20 protein-coding genes and 2 pseudogenes are annotated in these 17,243 nt (G+C 34.7%); 21 read left to right on the top strand and 1 reads right to left on the bottom strand.

Going from position 1 to position 17,243, the window contains the following annotated elements; all coding sequences use genetic code 11:
• The first annotated feature begins 11 nt into the window (after positions 1–11).
• The 7 genes from SBH76_RS10810 to glpK all read left to right on the top strand — a co-directional run bounded on the left by SBH76_RS10810 (position 12) and on the right by glpK (position 6,599).
• Positions 12–305 (top strand): hypothetical protein, encoded by a 294-nt coding sequence (locus tag SBH76_RS10810; protein ID WP_317977809.1) that lies wholly within the window; start codon positions 12–14, stop codon positions 303–305.
• 7 nt (positions 306–312) lie between these two features.
• Positions 313–894: a DUF5104 domain-containing protein gene (locus tag SBH76_RS10805; RefSeq protein ID WP_317977808.1), complete on the top strand. Its 582-nt coding sequence runs from the start codon at positions 313–315 to the stop codon at positions 892–894.
• A gap of 172 nt (positions 895–1,066) precedes the next feature.
• Positions 1,067–1,639 (top strand): DUF5104 domain-containing protein, encoded by a 573-nt coding sequence (locus SBH76_RS10800; protein ID WP_288915758.1) that lies wholly within the window; start codon positions 1,067–1,069, stop codon positions 1,637–1,639.
• Between the two features lie 96 nt (positions 1,640–1,735).
• Positions 1,736–2,194 carry a hypothetical protein gene (locus tag SBH76_RS10795; protein ID WP_009220109.1) on the top strand — a complete coding sequence of 153 codons (459 nt, stop codon included), beginning with the start codon at positions 1,736–1,738 and terminating at the stop codon, positions 2,192–2,194.
• Between the two features lie 24 nt (positions 2,195–2,218).
• Positions 2,219–3,616: a hypothetical protein gene (locus tag SBH76_RS10790; RefSeq protein WP_317977807.1), complete on the top strand. Its 1,398-nt coding sequence runs from the start codon at positions 2,219–2,221 to the stop codon at positions 3,614–3,616.
• Between the two features lie 61 nt (positions 3,617–3,677).
• Complete coding sequence (locus tag SBH76_RS10785; RefSeq protein ID WP_317977806.1) at positions 3,678–4,961, top strand: hypothetical protein; 1,284 nt, start codon at positions 3,678–3,680, stop codon at positions 4,959–4,961.
• A 141-nt stretch (positions 4,962–5,102) separates the two neighbouring features.
• Positions 5,103–6,599 carry a glycerol kinase GlpK gene (gene glpK / locus SBH76_RS10780; protein WP_317977805.1) on the top strand — a complete coding sequence of 499 codons (1,497 nt, stop codon included), beginning with the start codon at positions 5,103–5,105 and terminating at the stop codon, positions 6,597–6,599.
• A gap of 42 nt (positions 6,600–6,641) precedes the next feature.
• On the opposite strand, the gene SBH76_RS10775 is transcribed toward glpK, so the two are convergent.
• The gene (locus SBH76_RS10775) at positions 6,642–6,920 is read right to left on the bottom strand and encodes a chorismate mutase (protein ID WP_317977804.1); all 279 of its coding nucleotides are present in this window, start codon (positions 6,918–6,920) and stop codon (positions 6,642–6,644) included.
• Between the two features lie 133 nt (positions 6,921–7,053).
• Here SBH76_RS10775 and SBH76_RS10770 point away from each other — a divergent pair, with 133 nt between their 5' ends.
• The 14 genes and pseudogenes from SBH76_RS10770 to SBH76_RS10705 all read left to right on the top strand — a co-directional run bounded on the left by SBH76_RS10770 (position 7,054) and on the right by SBH76_RS10705 (position 16,940).
• On the top strand, positions 7,054–7,989 hold the full coding sequence (locus SBH76_RS10770) for a DUF2156 domain-containing protein (protein ID WP_317977803.1): 936 nt from the start codon (positions 7,054–7,056) through the stop codon (positions 7,987–7,989).
• Between the two features lie 4 nt (positions 7,990–7,993).
• Entirely contained in the window at positions 7,994–9,031 is a 1,038-nt protein-coding gene (locus SBH76_RS10765; RefSeq protein ID WP_317977802.1) for a GNAT family N-acetyltransferase, read from the top strand.
• A 98-nt stretch (positions 9,032–9,129) separates the two neighbouring features.
• Complete coding sequence (locus SBH76_RS10760) at positions 9,130–9,774, top strand: C39 family peptidase (protein WP_034211902.1); 645 nt, start codon at positions 9,130–9,132, stop codon at positions 9,772–9,774.
• 77 nt (positions 9,775–9,851) lie between these two features.
• Positions 9,852–10,076, top strand: a complete 225-nt coding sequence (locus tag SBH76_RS10755) for a DUF6718 family protein (RefSeq protein ID WP_290648534.1) — start codon at positions 9,852–9,854, stop codon at positions 10,074–10,076.
• 187 nt (positions 10,077–10,263) lie between these two features.
• Positions 10,264–11,106: a TIGR02452 family protein gene (locus SBH76_RS10750; RefSeq protein ID WP_317977801.1), complete on the top strand. Its 843-nt coding sequence runs from the start codon at positions 10,264–10,266 to the stop codon at positions 11,104–11,106.
• Between the two features lie 64 nt (positions 11,107–11,170).
• On the top strand, positions 11,171–11,425 hold the full coding sequence (locus SBH76_RS10745) for a type II toxin-antitoxin system Phd/YefM family antitoxin (protein WP_034211898.1): 255 nt from the start codon (positions 11,171–11,173) through the stop codon (positions 11,423–11,425).
• A complete protein-coding gene (locus SBH76_RS10740) occupies positions 11,376–11,615 on the top strand; it encodes a type II toxin-antitoxin system YoeB family toxin (protein WP_317977800.1) in 240 nt (79 codons plus the stop codon). Before SBH76_RS10745 ends, SBH76_RS10740 begins: the two co-directional genes overlap by 50 nt.
• Positions 11,616–11,716: 101 nt before the next feature.
• Positions 11,717–12,811, top strand: coding sequence for a glycerol dehydrogenase (locus SBH76_RS10735; protein WP_317977799.1), 1,095 nt, complete (start codon positions 11,717–11,719; stop codon positions 12,809–12,811).
• A 192-nt stretch (positions 12,812–13,003) separates the two neighbouring features.
• Positions 13,004–14,017, top strand: a complete 1,014-nt coding sequence (locus SBH76_RS10730; protein WP_314758132.1) for a nucleotidyltransferase domain-containing protein — start codon at positions 13,004–13,006, stop codon at positions 14,015–14,017.
• On the top strand, positions 14,007–14,801 hold the full coding sequence (locus SBH76_RS10725) for a nucleotidyltransferase domain-containing protein (RefSeq protein WP_317977798.1): 795 nt from the start codon (positions 14,007–14,009) through the stop codon (positions 14,799–14,801). The genes SBH76_RS10730 and SBH76_RS10725 overlap by 11 nt, the downstream gene beginning before the upstream one ends.
• A gap of 35 nt (positions 14,802–14,836) precedes the next feature.
• A pseudogene (locus SBH76_RS10720) lies at positions 14,837–15,016 on the top strand (ATP-binding protein); the annotation flags it as partial.
• Positions 15,005–15,328 (top strand): winged-helix domain-containing protein, encoded by a 324-nt coding sequence (locus SBH76_RS10715; RefSeq protein ID WP_317977837.1) that lies wholly within the window; start codon positions 15,005–15,007, stop codon positions 15,326–15,328. The pseudogene SBH76_RS10720 and the gene SBH76_RS10715, both read left to right, overlap by 12 nt.
• A 389-nt stretch (positions 15,329–15,717) precedes the next feature.
• Positions 15,718–15,909: pseudogene (locus SBH76_RS10710) on the top strand (type II toxin-antitoxin system RelB/DinJ family antitoxin); the annotation flags it as partial.
• A 455-nt stretch (positions 15,910–16,364) separates the two neighbouring features.
• Positions 16,365–16,940, top strand: a complete 576-nt coding sequence (locus SBH76_RS10705; RefSeq protein WP_009663812.1) for a DUF1643 domain-containing protein — start codon at positions 16,365–16,367, stop codon at positions 16,938–16,940.
• Positions 16,941–17,243: the final 303 nt, after the last annotated feature.

The raw sequence follows: 17,243 nt of genomic DNA, 5'->3' as shown, positions 1-17,243 counted from the left end.
GAGATGATTAGGTGGAGATAAAATTAAATTTCGAAGGAATGAAAAAAGCAGTAGATACTTACGATATATATGATGATGAATTGAACTCAATTAAAGAAGATTTAGTAGATATTATAACAGATGTTGATGATTACTGGATCGGCAGATGTGGAAATAGTTTTAAATATATTTGCTGGTATTTAAAACTTTTACTTGATATGGGCACGAATGATTTTGGAAAAATAAAGGAAGAAATTAAAATTGCCAAGAGTAAATTGTATGTTAGCGACTATAACCTCTCAAATCAGATCCAAAGCAAGGAGTAGTTAAAGTATGAAAAAAATCTTACCTATTATAATATTATCAGTACTTGTGTTATCTGTTGGTTTAATTGCTAAAAATATAGTAAGCGACTTTAAGAGTGAGGTCACCAAAAATGATAATCAACCACGGGAGGAGAAAGAATATAAAGACAAAGTGATTGCTGCGTTGGATAATCAAAATGCTGATGCTTTGAAGGCACTGTTTTCAAAGAATGCGAGAGAGAGCATAGAGGATATGGACTTTAAGATTGCATTACTGCTTAAGAGGTATAAGGGAAAGTCAAAGAGCGTCAAGTATGACAGAAATTTCCCGGTAGTCACAGAAGACAAAGAAAAGGGAATAAAAAGGATTGAGACTTATTATGTTGTAAAGACAGATGGTGGTAATATAGATTTTATGTACCTTCAGGTTGTTGCCAAGGATGATGAGGATCCTGATGAGATAGGTATCAGCTCTATGATGTATTCACCTGAGATTTGGCAGATTACCATGGATGACAGCAACAGAGGATATTATCTCTGGGTGGATAATCCGTTTTGGGCTGATTATGTAGATCCGGATGAGGTTATGACCACAGAAAGCAGCAGGTAGGTCTTTTAGAACTCCTATGAAAAAGACATAGGAGTTCTGTTAATATAGAAATAATATGTTAAGTAATATCAGATACATAGTTTAAATAAAGGATTGAAATATATTTTAAGAATTTAATAATGGTATGAATGGTTGACTTTAATAAAATGTGGGAAGGAGGAAACAAAAATTAATGAAAATTAAAATATTGATAAGCATGTTAATATTAAGTTTGCTTACAGGATGTACCTCAGTAGTTAAGGTTGCAAGATATGTACATGACTCTGATAAATTAGATAACTACATATATGGCGAGGCTGTAGTAGTAAATGAGTATATAGAAAAGATAATAAGAGCATTGAACACTAATGATAGAGAACTATTAGCGAGTTTATTTCCCGAGCATGCAAGGAGTAAGATAGATAATTTTGATGAACAGATAGACAGAATTATCAGAGAAAATGAAACATGGCCGTCTTCCATAATAAGGTATAAGCTTAATGAAGATAACAATTATCAATCAAGATCTGATAGGGGTAAAATCTATAAAGAGGTATATGCCAATACCACTATAGAGTTTGCAGACCCTAAGGAGGGAGAAGTACATAGACCAAGCTTAATGATTGCTATGGTAATAGTACCTGTAGATGATTTTCACGAAAATAATGTTGGAATTTCTATACTTGCAATGGGTTATGAAGGTTTTAATAAGGAAAATGTAGATAAAGAAAAAGATGGGTATGATATATATGCATTTGGACGATGATTATAATCTTTCAATAAGTAAAAGTATAGAGTCCTCTTAATACACAAACAATATGGTAAGTCTGCAAGAGAAGTTTAACGGAAAGGAAATATGGAAATGAATTATACATTATCATTTTACTTGGGAATATTTACAATAATATGTATGATTGTGGTGAGCAGAATAGCTTTTTTTAAGGATGCGGAGTTTCTTAGAGCGGTAAGAGATACTATGGGTAAAAACCGTATGTCTCTGGCACATAAAAGAGAGAAGCCTATCAAGGGTATCATTTGGAAAAAGGATTTAAAGAAGATGAACTTCTTATCAATCAATTTTAAGGACTACCATGTTAAGGATGTAAGTGACCTTGAATATTTCAAGAATGTTGAGACAATTATCTTGACATATATGGGCGATAATGAGGAAGATATCGGTATGTATAATGAGGAACATGTCCTTGATAATCTAAATAAAGTAAGGGATTTTAATAAGCTTAGAAGGGTACAGTTATATCATCTTAACGCAGATAAGAGTGTGAAGAACGAATGTCCGAGAGCAATAGTTTTTATAGACTAGTTTTTACGGTTAGGAGAGACATAGATGAAATTAGAGTATAAAAAGCGGATATATTGGTTGCTTAGGTTTATACTGATTGTATGTGTAGTCAATGTGCTGACCGGATTTTATGAGATGTGTACTACAATCAAAAATGCAAATGCAAACCAAATCATATGGAAAGGCGAGAGATATAATAAGGGCGAGACCGGATATCACAGTATAGATGAGATTAAATATTTGGTGGATATACCGACAGATTGTGATGTAAAAGATATTTGGGCGGTGGCAAGTTATTATGCAAAGGATGACAGTGAGTGTGATACAAGACTGAAGGAACTTAAGAATATATATGATGAAGGGGGAGCAAAGGCTATTGTAGAGGATATCATGTCTAAAGATATTGGAGATGATAAAAAGACTATGATGGAGTACCTGATAGTGGACGGTTGCCTAATAGAAAGTCCTGGTAACGACACGGAACTGCTTAATAGTGTCCTTGAACATTGCTATGACAGAGACTATGGATTCCTTGGATACAAAAGATATATTGATATCGGAAATAAGCTCTATAAAAAGAACGGGAAGCTTGAAAGAATCATTGAAGCATTTGAAACTTTAAGTAAATATACAATTGATCGTGCAATTGTGATGCCCAAATCAGAAGATGGGGATGAAAGTGCAACTGAAACGGTATACTATCATCGTATGATACAACTGTTTCAGACATTCTCAAGCTTATCATATTTTGACGATAATCTTTTAGTGGCAAAATCATATCCCGGGATGGATAATAAGAAATATGTTGTGAAGGCGGCTATAACAAAACATTATGATATTATTTTAAGTTATAAAAAATATAAATCATTTATAGGCCTTGGACATATCAGTATATACGGAAGATATAAGGATTTAAATATGGTGATAGAAGATGTAAAAATTAGAAATTTAAATTATGATGATGTTTTTAAATATTTATATGACAAAGATCCTACAGGTAATATAGTGGCTGATAATTTAATTAGTTTAGAATGTTTATCAATAGTTTTTAGACTATGTGGTACCTATACACTGGTATATGATACAGATGTGCATACACTTGAGGGAATAAGCTACGGATTTTATCCTGTGCTTCCGGTGTATAGTTACTTTGATATATACAATTTAGTTGCATCTCCTGACAGTCACTATATAGATACAGTAGAAGCCATAAAAAACTTTAATACAAATTTTTCAAAGGGTGGTTATTTTGGAGAGTTTGCAGATGATGTAGGCTACGATGAAAATAATCCGTTAACATTGGAAAATTTTGGTGAGAGGATAGAGGAACTTGGCAATATGAAAGAAAAATATTATGAATTACCTGAAGTAGGGTTTTATCTCAGTATAAGTGATATTACAGAAGATTTGAGTAAAGAGGAACCGTTACATAAGAAAGATTAAAAGGGATTGATCGAGAGCAATAGTATTTATAGACTGGTTTTTACGGTAAGGAGAGACATAGATGAAATTAGAGTATAAAAAGCGGATATATTGGTTGCTTAGGTTTATACTGATTGTATGCGTAGTCAATGTGCTGACAGGATTCTATGATATGTGTACTTCAAGCAAAAATACAAATGTAAACCAAATTATATGGAAAGGCGAGAGATATAATAAGGACGAGACCGGATATCACAGTATAGATAAGTTTAAGTATTTGGTGGATATACCGACAGATTGTGACGTGAAAGATATCTGGGCGGTGGCAAGTTATTATGCAAAGGATGACAGTGAGTGTGATACAAGGCTGAAGGAACTTAAAGGTATATATGATGAGGGTGGAGCAAAGGCTGTCGTAGAGGATATCATGTCTAAAGATGTAGGGGATGATAAAAAGACTATGATGGAGTACTTGATAGTGGACGGTTGCCTAATAGAAAGCCTTGGTAATGACACGGAACTGCTTAATAATGTTCTTGAACACTGCTATGACAGAGACTATGGATTCCTTGGATACAAAAGATATATTGATATCGGAAATAAGCTCTATAAAAAGAACGGGAAGCTGGAAAGAATTATTGAATCATTTGAAACTTTAAGCAAGTATACAACAGATCGTGCCGGCAAGCTTAATGTGGGAGGTGACAGTGATGATAATCTTGTGGACAGAATACATTACAGTAATATGATACAGTTATTGCAGACATTCTCAAGTCTTTCATATTTTGACGGCAATCTGTTGGGAATAAGACCGACTATAGGTAATAGTAAAAATAAGTATATTGTGAAAGCTGTCAAAGAAGATTATGATATTGTATTAAGTTATAAAAAATATAAGTCATTTATAAATTTTGGAAATATAAGTATATATGGCAGATATAAGAATTTAAATATGCGTGTAAAGCATCCGGTGATAGGACATGTAGAAAAATTTGATGTTATGAAATATGTAGCACCATCTGTGGTCGGTAAAGTTGTGGATAAGTTATTTGACTTAAATATGTTATCGAGAGAATTTGAACTGTGGGGTACCAATGTGATTGTATATGATATTGATATACACACACCGGAAGGCTTTAGCTATGGATTTTATCCTATGTATAAAATTTATAACATTGAAGATATGGACACTAAAAGATATATTGACAGGTTTAATGAGTATTTTCTGCCCGGAGGCGAATATGAGGAGGAAAGGGATAAAGTGGGTTATGATCCGGATAATCCTATAAGTGAAGAAGATTTTGGTGAGAGGATAGATGAAATAAACAGTATGGTATATGAACTTTTTGAAGTTGGGTATTATTAAGATATAATACTGATAAAAATAAAAGGATAGAGTTGATGAAGTATTGGAAATGGAAGACACATAGCAGTTAGAAATAATTGTAAAAGACTTGAGCAAAAGAGAACCGTTAAAAAGAGAATAGTAATGTAAAGGAAGAAAATTATGGCTGAGTATATTATGGCCTTTGATGCAGGCACTACAAGCAGCAGATGTATCATATTCAATCGAAAAGGTGAGATATGTGAGGTGGCACAAAAGGAGCTGACACAGCATTATCCAAAGGCCGGTTGGGTAGAGCACAATGCTGATGCTATATGGTCTACACAGATTAGTGTAGCTGTGGAAGCTATGGCAAGGCTTGGAATAAGTGCCTTGGATATTGCAGGTATCGGTATCACAAATCAAAGAGAAACTACAATAGTTTGGGATAAGGAAACAGGTATTCCTGTGTATAGAGCAATAGTTTGGCAATGCAGAAGGACTGCAGATTATTGTAATGAGTTAAAGAACAGCGGATATTCCGATATGATTCGTGATAAAACAGGTCTGATGATTGATGCATATTTTTCAGGAACAAAGATAAAGTGGATACTTGACAATGTGGAAGGTGCAAGACAAAAGGCGAAAGAGGGAAAGTTACTTTTCGGTACGGTAGATACATGGCTTATTTGGAAACTTACAAACGGTAAGGTACATGTTACCGATTATTCAAATGCTTCAAGAACCATGCTTTTTAATATACATACCTTGGAATGGGATGAGGAGATACTTGATCTGCTTGATATTCCAAAGTCAATGCTGCCACAGGTGAAGGAGTCTTCATGTATTTACGGTGAGTCGGACTCATCATTTTTTGGACAAAGTATTCCGATTGCCGGTGTGGCAGGAGATCAGCAGGCGGCACTCTTTGGACAGACCTGTTTTGAGATGGGGGAGGCAAAGAGTACCTATGGCACAGGTTGCTTTCTGCTTATGAATACAGGTGAAAAGCCTGTTAAATCCGATAACGGACTGGTAACGACTATTGCCTGGGGACTTGGCGGAAAGGTGAACTACGCCCTTGAGGGTTCCGTATTTGTAGCGGGAGCTTCGATACAGTGGCTTAGGGATGAAATGCGTCTGATAGATTCATCCGAAGATTCAGAATATATGGCAATGAAGGTTGAAGATACAAACGGTTGCTATGTTGTTCCGGCTTTTACAGGACTTGGTGCACCTTATTGGGATCAATATGCCAGAGGTACTATTGTCGGTATTACCAGAGGTGTTAATAAATATCATATAATCAGGGCTACATTGGAGTCTATGGCTTATCAGGTGAGAGATGTACTTGATGTGATGGAGAAGGATTCGGGTATAGTTTTAAGTTTATTGAATGTGGACGGAGGTGCAAGTACCAATGACTTTTTGATGCAGACTCAAGCGGATTTTTGTAATGTGCGTGTGGAGCGACCGAAATGTGTGGAGACTACAGCGCTTGGTGTTGCATATCTGGCAGGACTTGCTGTCGGATTTTGGAATAGTATAGAGGATATAAAGGGTAGCAGGAGTATTGACAGAGTATTTACACCGAATCTTTGTGAAGAAGTCAGAAAAGAGAAGATAAGAATGTGGAAAAAGGCTGTGAAGTATGCCTTCGGATGGGAAAAGGAAGATTAGAAAAAAGGCATTGATTTTAAAACAGGTCAATGCCTTTAAATTTTATTGTTGCTTTGAGATAATCTTTTGCTGGAATTTTTTGCTGATTTCCATGATGTCTTTGATAAAGTCGATGGCACTGTCTGTATAGTCCTTATTTTTTACGATGGCTTTTACTTTTGATATTACGATATCCTCTCTGTTTTGATTTAGAATGGGAAGATTATTCTTTATTTTGTATTCTGCAATATCATTTACTACATTCATTCTCTCTTCAAAGAGCGCTATAAGTTCTTTGTCTATTTTATCAATTCTTTCACGCAGATTTTCTAATTCATTCATAAGTACTCCTTAATTTAAATAAAGCTTTAACTGAATATATTTTGACTTATTTGAGAATAAAAGTAAATATGAGATTTTAATATTCCACAGGATTTTTATTTGACAAAAAGGTAAAAATAAATATAATTAGATTATGGACTATAAAAAATTAAATTTTAAACAATTAGAAGCGAATGATATACCAAAGTATGCCAAGTTTTATGGACTTAGGCATAACAGAACTTGTGACAGTGTAGAGCTTGAGAGCTTTATATGGAAAGAATATTATAATGTAAGAGCGGCCATTGCAATGAGAGGTGATGAGGAAGTCGGGCTTTTATGGCTTATGGGGGATGAGGACAGACCTTTTTGTGCTATGCCGCTTTGTAAGGAAGAGGACCTTGAATATTGCTTCGGCTTAATGGTGGAGTATTTTAATGAAGTATTGAACTTGCCCTTAAAGATTCATCTAGCGGATGAGGAAGGAATAAAAGTATTGAATTTGCCGGAGGATAAGTTTATCGTAAGGCTTGAGGAGGATGCAAAGGACTATCTTTATGAGGGAGAGAAACTTAGAACTCTTTCAGGAAAGAAGCTTCATAAAAAGAAAAACCATTACAATAATTTTATAAAGAATTATGGTGACAGATATGAATATAGAGCTCTTGGTTGTAATCCTACAGACAGAGATGATGTGTTCAAGTTTTTGGATAAATGGAGAGAGCAAAAGGGAGAAGAGGTTGAACAGCATCTGGATCCTGAGGTAGAGGGAATACATGATATTTTGCTTAATTGTACCAGACTTAATATAAGAATGGGTGCGATATATATTGACGGCAAAATGGAGGCTTTTTCGATAGGCAGCTACAATCCATTAGAGGACATGGCTGTAATACATATTGAAAAGGCAAATCCTGAAATCACAGGCCTTTATCAGGCAATCAATAAGGAGTTTTTGGTAAATGAATTCCCTAATGTAAGTCTTGTAAATCGTGAGGACGATTTGGGACTTGAGGGACTCAGACATGCAAAGCAGAGTTATTATCCGGTGGATTATGCGAGAAAGTACTATGTTGAGCAAATAAGGTAATACTATGATAAAATATTTGAATCAAAAAGAAAAAATATTTACAAAGCCTCTGTATAAGGAGGCTTTTTTTGAAGATTCCTACAGCTTTGTAAATTATTATTATGAGGAAAAGCTTAAAGATAACAGAATTTTGGCAGATATAGAGGGTGAGAGTGTAAGGTCTATGATTATGCTGAACCCTTATAAAATATCGGTTTTTAATAAAATTTATAATTTGGATTATATAGTTGCTGTAGCTACCGGAAAGGAATTTAAACGACAGGGCTATATGAGAAGACTTTTAAATAAGGCACTTTGCGATATGAATGCAGAAAATGTTCCGTTTACATATCTGATACCTGCAAATAAGGACTATTATTTGCCTTTTGATTTTGCCTTTGTGGCGGATAAAAATGAGTATAATGCAAATTTTTCAGGGCTAAAAAAGCAGGTAATTAAAGAAGAGCCTGATAAAGAGCTTATTTTTAGGATTTTGGATTTTATAAATAACGAAGTTTCAAAGGATAATGATGTATATACTTATAGAGATGAAAACTATTTTATAAGGGATCTAAAGGAGATTGCTTCCGAGGACGGATTTATAAATATATACAGTGATGAAAATGATATAGTGGCGTATGAATCTTTTTGGGGCAAAAAGCTTGAGTTAAAGGAGAGAATAGTGTCATCAAAGCTTGGAAATAGGAAGTTCGGCAAGGAAAATATTATGGTCAGAATTACCGATATAGTAGAGCTTTTGTCAAATTTCAGAGCTAAGGAGCCTATAGATATCATTATAAAAATCAATGACAATATTATAGAGGCACAAAACGGATATTTTAGAATTGAGATGGATGAGAGACATTCAAGTGTTTCAAGGATTTCAGATATAGGGGATAGGGGTTTTGCAGAGTTTGATATAGCGGACTTTACCGGATGGATATTCGGATATGTAAGTGATACAAAATGCAGTCTTATAAACTTTTTGGATAAAAGTACTGCAAAAAAAACATTGGATTCTATAAATAAAATCAGTGGAATATTTATAAATGAACTTGTATAATAAGCGTTGATGCATAAAAGCTTGTAAGAGGAAATTATAAGTTTGCTTGTAATATATTTGAGCTTTATACTATATGCAGATAGAAAGAAGGGTGTAGAATGAAAAATCCATTACATTATCAATTATCTGAATATGATTGCGGGCCGACTTCAATGCTTAATGCACTGAGCTTTCTATTTGAAAGGGAAGATATTCCGCCGGAAGTTATCAGAAACATTATGCTTTACACACTTGATTGCTACAGTAATGAGGGACATCCCGGCAAGAGCGGAACTTCTCATATGGCAATGATGTTTCTTAGTAATTGGCTCAACAGATTCAGGGAGATAAGGCAGCTCAATGTCATATGTGAATATATTACAGGTGAACAGGTTTTTATCGGTGAAACAAGCCGTATAAATGATGCGCTCAACAGAGGCGGTGCGGTGGTAGTAAGACTTTTTTATGATGTACAGCATTATGCTCTGCTTACCGGTGCGGATGATAAGAATATTTATATGTTTGATCCTTACTATGAGGATGAGTTTACGGATGAGCACTGGTCACAGTTTATACCGGAAGGTGATGTGGAGCTGGTACTTGATCAACCGTTAAAATATAATCGTATCGTGCCTTTCGGATATTTTAACAGGGAGGATGACGTACTTTATGCCCTTGGAAAGTTTGAAAACCGTGAGGCGGTAATACTTTATAATCAGAAGACCGAGAAGACCCCGGAGAAGACGATAGAGTACTTTATATAGTTCAGGTTTTACATTGAGAAAAGAATATGAAAATGGTAAAATCATAACAGAAAGTGAATTTAGGGAGGCTTTAGAATATGTGCTATCTTGTTGCAAAGAAGGCTGACGGTATAGGAAGTATAGCGCTACAGACTTCTCATGGACAACATTTGGTTGATTTCAAAAAAAAGATAATAAAAGAGATAGGTGTTGAGAATATACAACTGGTTACTATAAGCAGACCGTCAGCTTATGGAGAATATGAGCCATATAGACTTGTTGATACAGAGCAGGAATTTGAAGAGAATTTAAAATTGCTTTAGCATATACAATGTGTGGAATACTTTTTTTATATTATATGGAATATACTTTTATATGGAATATACTTTCAGGCAGTTAATCTAATGATTAGCTGTCTTTTTAAATTCTTTAAAATCACTACCAAAGTCCGAAAAGATGTACAGCATGTCTGATATGATAATTACAGTAAATGTATTAACGGAGGTAATTATGTCCAGATTAGCTAATATTGTGGTGTATGAAGAGAACAAGAGGATTTTAAAGAACAACGGATTTTATAATGAAGGTAAGTTTATAAAACTGCCGCATGATTTGGAAAAACATAGGAATGTAGTGGTACTCTCACCTAATGTTATTAAAGATATTGTGGAGGATAAGGACAAGTTTTTTGCCGGGGAGTTTAAATACTCTTCAAAATGTGAAATCTCTGTTGTAAACGCAGACAGCTTTGAATATCTCTCAGATTTGGTAATGAATTTTGCCAATGCATATCATCCGGGAGGTGGCTATAAAAGTGGGGCTTGTGCACAGGAAGAGTGTCTATGCAGGCAGAGTACTTTGTACGAATCTATAAGTTCACCCAAGGCTTCTAAGATGTATAAGTTTAATTTTAAATTTGGAACGGCATTTGATTCCGATTATATGCTTCTGTCACCTGTGGTAGATGTATTTAGAAATATAGATTTGGAATTTATTCCTAAACCTTATACCACAGCTGTTATGACTATTCCTGCACCGAATCTGTTTGACAGGGCATATGGACAGTCACAAGAGGCCCTTGATAGTGTGATGAAGAAAAGGCTCAGACAGTATCTATACTGTGCGGCAAGATTCGGATATAGAACAATTACATTGGGAGCGTGGGGCTGTGGAGCATTCGGACATGATGCCCGCAATGTCGCAGGATATTTTAAAGAATTGATCGTTGAAGAAAAAATGTGGAAGCTGTTTGATAAAATTTTATTTGCTGTATATGGAAGAGGAAACAGCGAGTATAATTATAAAATGTTTAAAGAGGTATTGGGAGAAGGCGGTAAGGTTTATAATGAATAAAAACGCTTGCAATTGACGTACGTAAAAAAAGTACGTTATACTTTCTTTGTAAGGAGATAATATTATGACTGCAATTAGTATAACAAAGGCAAGAGCGAATCTTTACCAAACTGTTTCAGATGTTAATGAATATTCGCAGCCGATAATTATAACAAATAACAGAGGGAAAAATGCTGTATTAATATCTGAAGATGATTGGCTGGCAATTCAGGAAACACTATATCTAAATTCAATACCCGGAATGACAGAGAGTATTCTTGAATCAAGAGATGAAGATATTTCTGAATGTACATCCTATAACCCGAATGAGGAGTGGTAAATGTATTTGGTTAAATTCAGTAAAAAGGCTGATAAAGACAAAAATTACCGGGTTTTATTCAAGGCGTATAAATATTCAGCACAGATTAGTATATGAAGTTTATAGTGATGAGATTATCGAGAATGGTATAGCGTATGAAGGTGTGGTAAAAGTAGCACGCATGTGGACGCATTATGAGGGAATAAAATAAGAATTGAAAAATACAATCTTTGTGCTACAATAGTTCTTAGCAATATATGTTAAAGTTTTGACATAGTTTCAAAGCTTGACGGTTTTAATGGAGGTTTTGTTATGAAACGTTTAAGAATGATGCGTGCACCACTCAAGTATGTACAGGGAAAAGGAGCTTTGCTTCAGTTCCGCAAGGAAATGGAGTATATGGGAAAGAGATGGTTGTTTGTCTGTTCAAACAGTGGTTACAACAGCTGCCATGAAGATTTGGAAAAGAGCTTTGAAGGAGAAGATGATTATCGCAGATATGAAGTCTTCGGAGGTATGTCAAGTATCAGCGAGATAAAGAAAATGCAGGATATTGTTGAGACTGATAAGATTGACGTTGTTGTTGCGGTAGGCGGCGGTTCGGCAGTGGATGCGGCTAAGGCAACAGCATACTACATGGGTAAGAGAATAGTTATAATACCTACAGTTGCGGCTACAGATGCACCTTGTACAGGACTTTCCGTTATATATAATGATGACGGAAGCTTTAATAAATATTTATTCTATCCGCAAAACCCTGATGCGGTACTTGTAGACAGTGGTGTTATAGCTAATGCGCCTGTAAAGTTTTTGATTGCAGGAATGGGAGATGCTCTTGGAACATACTTTGAAGGAAGAGCTTCACTTCGTACAGAGTCACCAAGCTTGGAGAGCGGCGGTATTACAAGAGCAGGTATGGCGATTGCAAAGGCTTGCTATGATACCTTAAGAAAATACGGAAAAGCGGCTATAGCGGCCTGTGAGAATAATGTTGTTACTCCTGCTTTGGATGCAATTATAGAGGCTACGGTTTATCTTTCAGGTGTAGGAGCAGATAATGTAAACTGTGCGGCTCCTCACTCATTTTATAACGGAGTTACTTCACTTGGAGGACATGAGGCATATCATGGAAATTGTGTGGCATTCGGTACTTTGATACAGCTGACACTTGAGTGTGCGGATAAGGCCGAGTTTGAGGATATACAGAATTTCTGCCTTGAAGTAGGACTGCCTATTACAATTGCAGAGCTTGGAGATTTTACAGATGAGGATCTTCATACTATAGCAAAGAATGCCTGCGTAAAGGGAGAAACAATACATAACCTTGCCGGAGACGTAACACCTGATGAGTTGTATGCGGCTATAATAGCTACAGATGCTTTAGGTAAGGCAAGACTTGGCAAGTAATCATAATGATAAGTAATAGGGCTGTTGTCTAACGGATATATCTGTTTGGCAACGGCTTTTTTATTTGAAATAAAAGTCAAAATATAATGTATATGTGATAAAATCATAAGTAAATTGATATCAAGTTAGGTTCAAAAAGAAAGATTAAGAATACCGAGTGCTTGAGGATATGAGGAGTAAAATAGTAAGAGAATGAAAGATATTTTAAACAAACCCGAATATGATTTTATAAATACTAATGAGCATCTTGGAAAGCATGTGATTTTGCTTGGGCTTGCAGGGAGCTATGCATATGGGACAAATATAGAAGGTAGTGATATAGATATAAGAGGAATTGCTCTAAATAAAAAGTCCGATCTTATAGGACTTACGCAGTTTGAACAGTATGTGGATGATAATACGGATACTGTTATCTATGCATTCAATAAAATGGTGAATTTACTTTTGAGTTGCAATCCGAATACAATAGAGTTGCTTGGCCTTGCACCGGATAATTATCTATATCTTAATGATATCGGGAAAATGCTTCTTGATAATAAACGATTGTTTTTATCAAAAAGAGCTATTCAGTCATTTGGAGGGTATGCGGATGCGCAACTTAGAAGATTACAGAATGCACTTGCCAGAGACACATTTCCACAAAGTGAAAAAGAACAGCATATTTTTAATTCTGTAAAGAATGCAATGTACAGTTTCAACTCAAGTTATAAGAACTTTGAAAACGGAAGTCTGGAAATTTTTATAGATAAGTCGGTTAACCCTGAGCTTGAAACTGAGATATTTGTAAACGCAAAGCTAAATCACTATCCGCTAAGAGATTATGCGAGTATGTGGAATACAATGTCAAATGTTGTAAAAGACTATGATAAAATAGGCAAGAGAAATAAAAAGAAAGATGATCTTCATTTGAATAAGCACGCCATGCATCTTATCAGATTATTTATGATGGCCATTGATATACTGGAAAAGGGAGAAATCAATACATATAGAGAAAAAGAACATGATTTATTGATGGATATTCGTTTTGGAAAATATCAAACAGATGAGGGAACTTTTTCGGACAGCTTCTATGATATGATGAGAGAGTATGAAAGACGTTTGCATTATGTGGCTGAGCACACAGATCTTCCGGCTAAGCCGGATTTTAAAAGAGTTCAGGAACTTGTAATGACAATAAATGAAATGGTGATTCGAGATGAGATATGAGAATTTTGAAGGAAATATAGAAGAACTGGTTCTTATAAAGATCAGAGAAATAGAAGAAAAAGAGAATATAAAAGTGCTACACGCTATTGAATCGGGCAGCAGAGCCTGGGGATTTGCTTCGCCGGATAGCGACTATGATGTAAGATTTATATATGTAAGAAATAAAAACTTTTATTTATCACTTCGTGAGAACAAGGATTTTATTGATTGGGAATTAAATGAAGTGCTTGATATCAACGGTTGGGATATAAAAAAGGCATTAAAGCACTTTCATAAATCAAATGCTACATTATTTGAGTGGAGCAATTCTCCTATTGTGTATTACACTACGGATGAGTGGAAGGAGCTTTATGACAGAACGGCATGCAAATACTTTGCATGTAAATCGGCACTTTATCATTACTACGGTACGGCAAAAAAGAACTACTACGATTATCTATGTGATGATATGGTAAATTATAAAAAGTATTTTTACGTGCTGAGACCTATTCTTGCATGCAAATGGATTGAAGAAAAGAAATGCCCACCGCCGGTACTCTTTGATGAATTGGTTAATACCGTTCTTGAGGAAGATATGAAGGCTGCAGTAGAGGATTTACTTGCAAAGAAGGTGAAAATGTCTGAATCAGAAAAAGGCCCAAGGGTTGAAGTGATAAATAATGATATAGAAGAGAAGTTGGAGTATTATAAGTCGATTGTGGAAACAATGGAGGATGACAGGAACACCGACTGGGATGCGCTGGAAGAGGAGTTTAGATGGGTGCTGGAAAGATTTTGTCTGTAGAATAAAAAAACTGATAAGTTTGTTTTAACAATCCGGGGAAAATGCTTGTATCTACAAAGCAATTCTTAGTAGGCGGTGATTCAAGACCTCGTAATGAAATAATCATGAAGTTATTCAGATTACTTGGAGCGTCAGAACGACAGGGATTTGGAGGACCTTTGATCTATAAAGCAGCTATTCAAAACGATTTTAGAAGGCCTGAAATAGTTTCTGATATTGAACATACCGAGATTAAAGTTTGGAATATTGATCTTGCTGATTCATATCCTGAACTTGAGGCAGATGAGAAAAATATTCTTAGATATATTGCCAAGAATGGAAAGCCTGTTTCTGTCAATACAATTAAAGATATATTGTCGACAACAGAGTATAAAGTAAGAAAAGCTGTTCAGGTTCTAGAAGAGAAGAAGTTAATAATGAAAATTGGAAATGGTCCGTCTACTAAGTATAGAATTGGTATTGAGAGTGTTGAGTTTTTAACACAACTACAGATGGCTATGGATAATATAAAGAAACAAATGGCATAATCTATCTCGTGATTATCTTGCGAAAATGAGGAGATTTTCACAAGATAAAAAAATGTGCTTTTATTTAAGTATATAGTAGATTAAAAAAATCTCGTGATTATCTCTTGAATTAAAAAGATTTTTCAAAATATATAGTTAAGTAAGAGGCATATTAAAGGTATATATATTATTGATTCTAGTACGGCTGGAGGAAATATAGATATTGTTGAAGGAAGTGCATCTCTTGGACCGGGTGTATGAATTGTCGTTGGTATTAGTATAACATAAAAGAAGAATACTTGTATTTTGCAAAACAAATACAAATGTTATTGAAACAGTAATGTATTAACACTAGAATAGTCTGAACATATGAAAGTGAGGTGTGGAAAATAGCAAGTAACAAAAGTAATAAAATTTTTTTAACACAGGTGGTTGCAACAAATGGATTTCCGTTTGAAATAAAAAGACAGGCAGTATCAAATCCATATGCACCTATGACCGAGAAAGAGCTACTTACAAAACTGAAAAAATCCGGAGAACAGGAAAAGTTTAGAGATGCAGATGATGTGATTTCAGATATGAGGTCAAAATATGGATTATAAGATTGTTTTGATGCGGAATGCAGAGAATGATCCTGATAGTTTTATCTCATACCTCTTGTTTGAAAAGAAAAGTGAGCAGTCTGATGGAAAAGTTTTTTAATGAAAAAATATCATTAATGTTTAAATTAGTAGTGCTTAATATAGAAAAGAATGCCTGTGTAAAGGGTGAAACAATACATAACCATGTAGGAGACGTAACACCTGATTAGTTGTATGCGGTTATTATGTCTACAGATGCTTTAGGTAAGTTAAGACTTGGCAAGTAATCATAATGATAAGTAATAGGGCTGTTGTCTAACGGATATAATCTGTTTGGCAACGGCCTTTTATTTGAAACAAAAGCCAAAAATAGTGTATATATGATAAAATCAAAAGTAAATTGATATCAAGTCCGGTTCAAACAGAACGATTAATAATACCGGTTGCCTAAGGGTATGAGGAGTAAAAAGTAAGTGATGAAAGATAATAAAAAAGAAACCATAAAAAACTCGCTTGAAAGTTTTTGGAGAGATAAAAAGAATGGTGATGTATTATATATAGGTGATGATAAAGTACGCTTTATGTTAGGAGAGGTCGGGACTAATACTATTATATGTTTTGGAGTAAATCCAAGTACAGCTAATGATATAAAAGACGATCCTACAATTTCAAAAATAAGAAAAATTGCATCAGAAAATAATTGTGACGGTTGGATAATGTTAAATCTTTATCCACAAAGAGCGACTAATCCAAATGATATGCATTTAAAAGCAGACAGAGAGTTGATTTTGAAAAACTGTTATGTGATAAGAAGTGTTTTTAATGCTTATCCTAATGCTTTAACTTTAGCAGCATGGGGAAATGCAATAGAAAAGAGAAAATATCTAAAAGAATGTTTAAAGGAAATAGTAGCTGTTGATTCTGACAGAAAGTGGATGTGTCGTGGTAAACTGACAGTGAAAGGGAATCCAAGACATCAATTGTATGTAGCTAATAACACAGAGTTAAATTGCTTGCATTTTAATTCGGATGGTGAAAGTTTTATACGTTAGAAGAAAACAAGATAAAATTTCAGGGAGTAGTAGTCATGATTGATTATAAAGATATTTTAAATAAACCTTAATATGATTTTATAAGTAAAAATGAGTATCTTGGAAAGCGTTCAATGAAATGGGTTTTACAAAAGTGCCCTGTAATATTGACAAAATGAGGATGTGCGAATATAATCCCGTCTTTGACAGTTTTAAAAGTTAAAAAGCCCTTGAAACCCAGTGTTTTACTGGCTTTCAGGGCTTTTGTATTTCGTTTTGAAACTTAAAAAATAGTATTTTATTTTCCTTTACTTTGTTTTTGTA

Source organism: Lachnoanaerobaculum sanguinis (genome assembly GCF_033242365.1).
Taxonomy (GTDB): Bacteria; Bacillota; Clostridia; order Lachnospirales; family Lachnospiraceae; genus Lachnoanaerobaculum; species Lachnoanaerobaculum sanguinis.
Note: the sequence above shows the minus strand (reverse complement) of the source record. Positions and strands in the feature narration are given on the sequence as shown.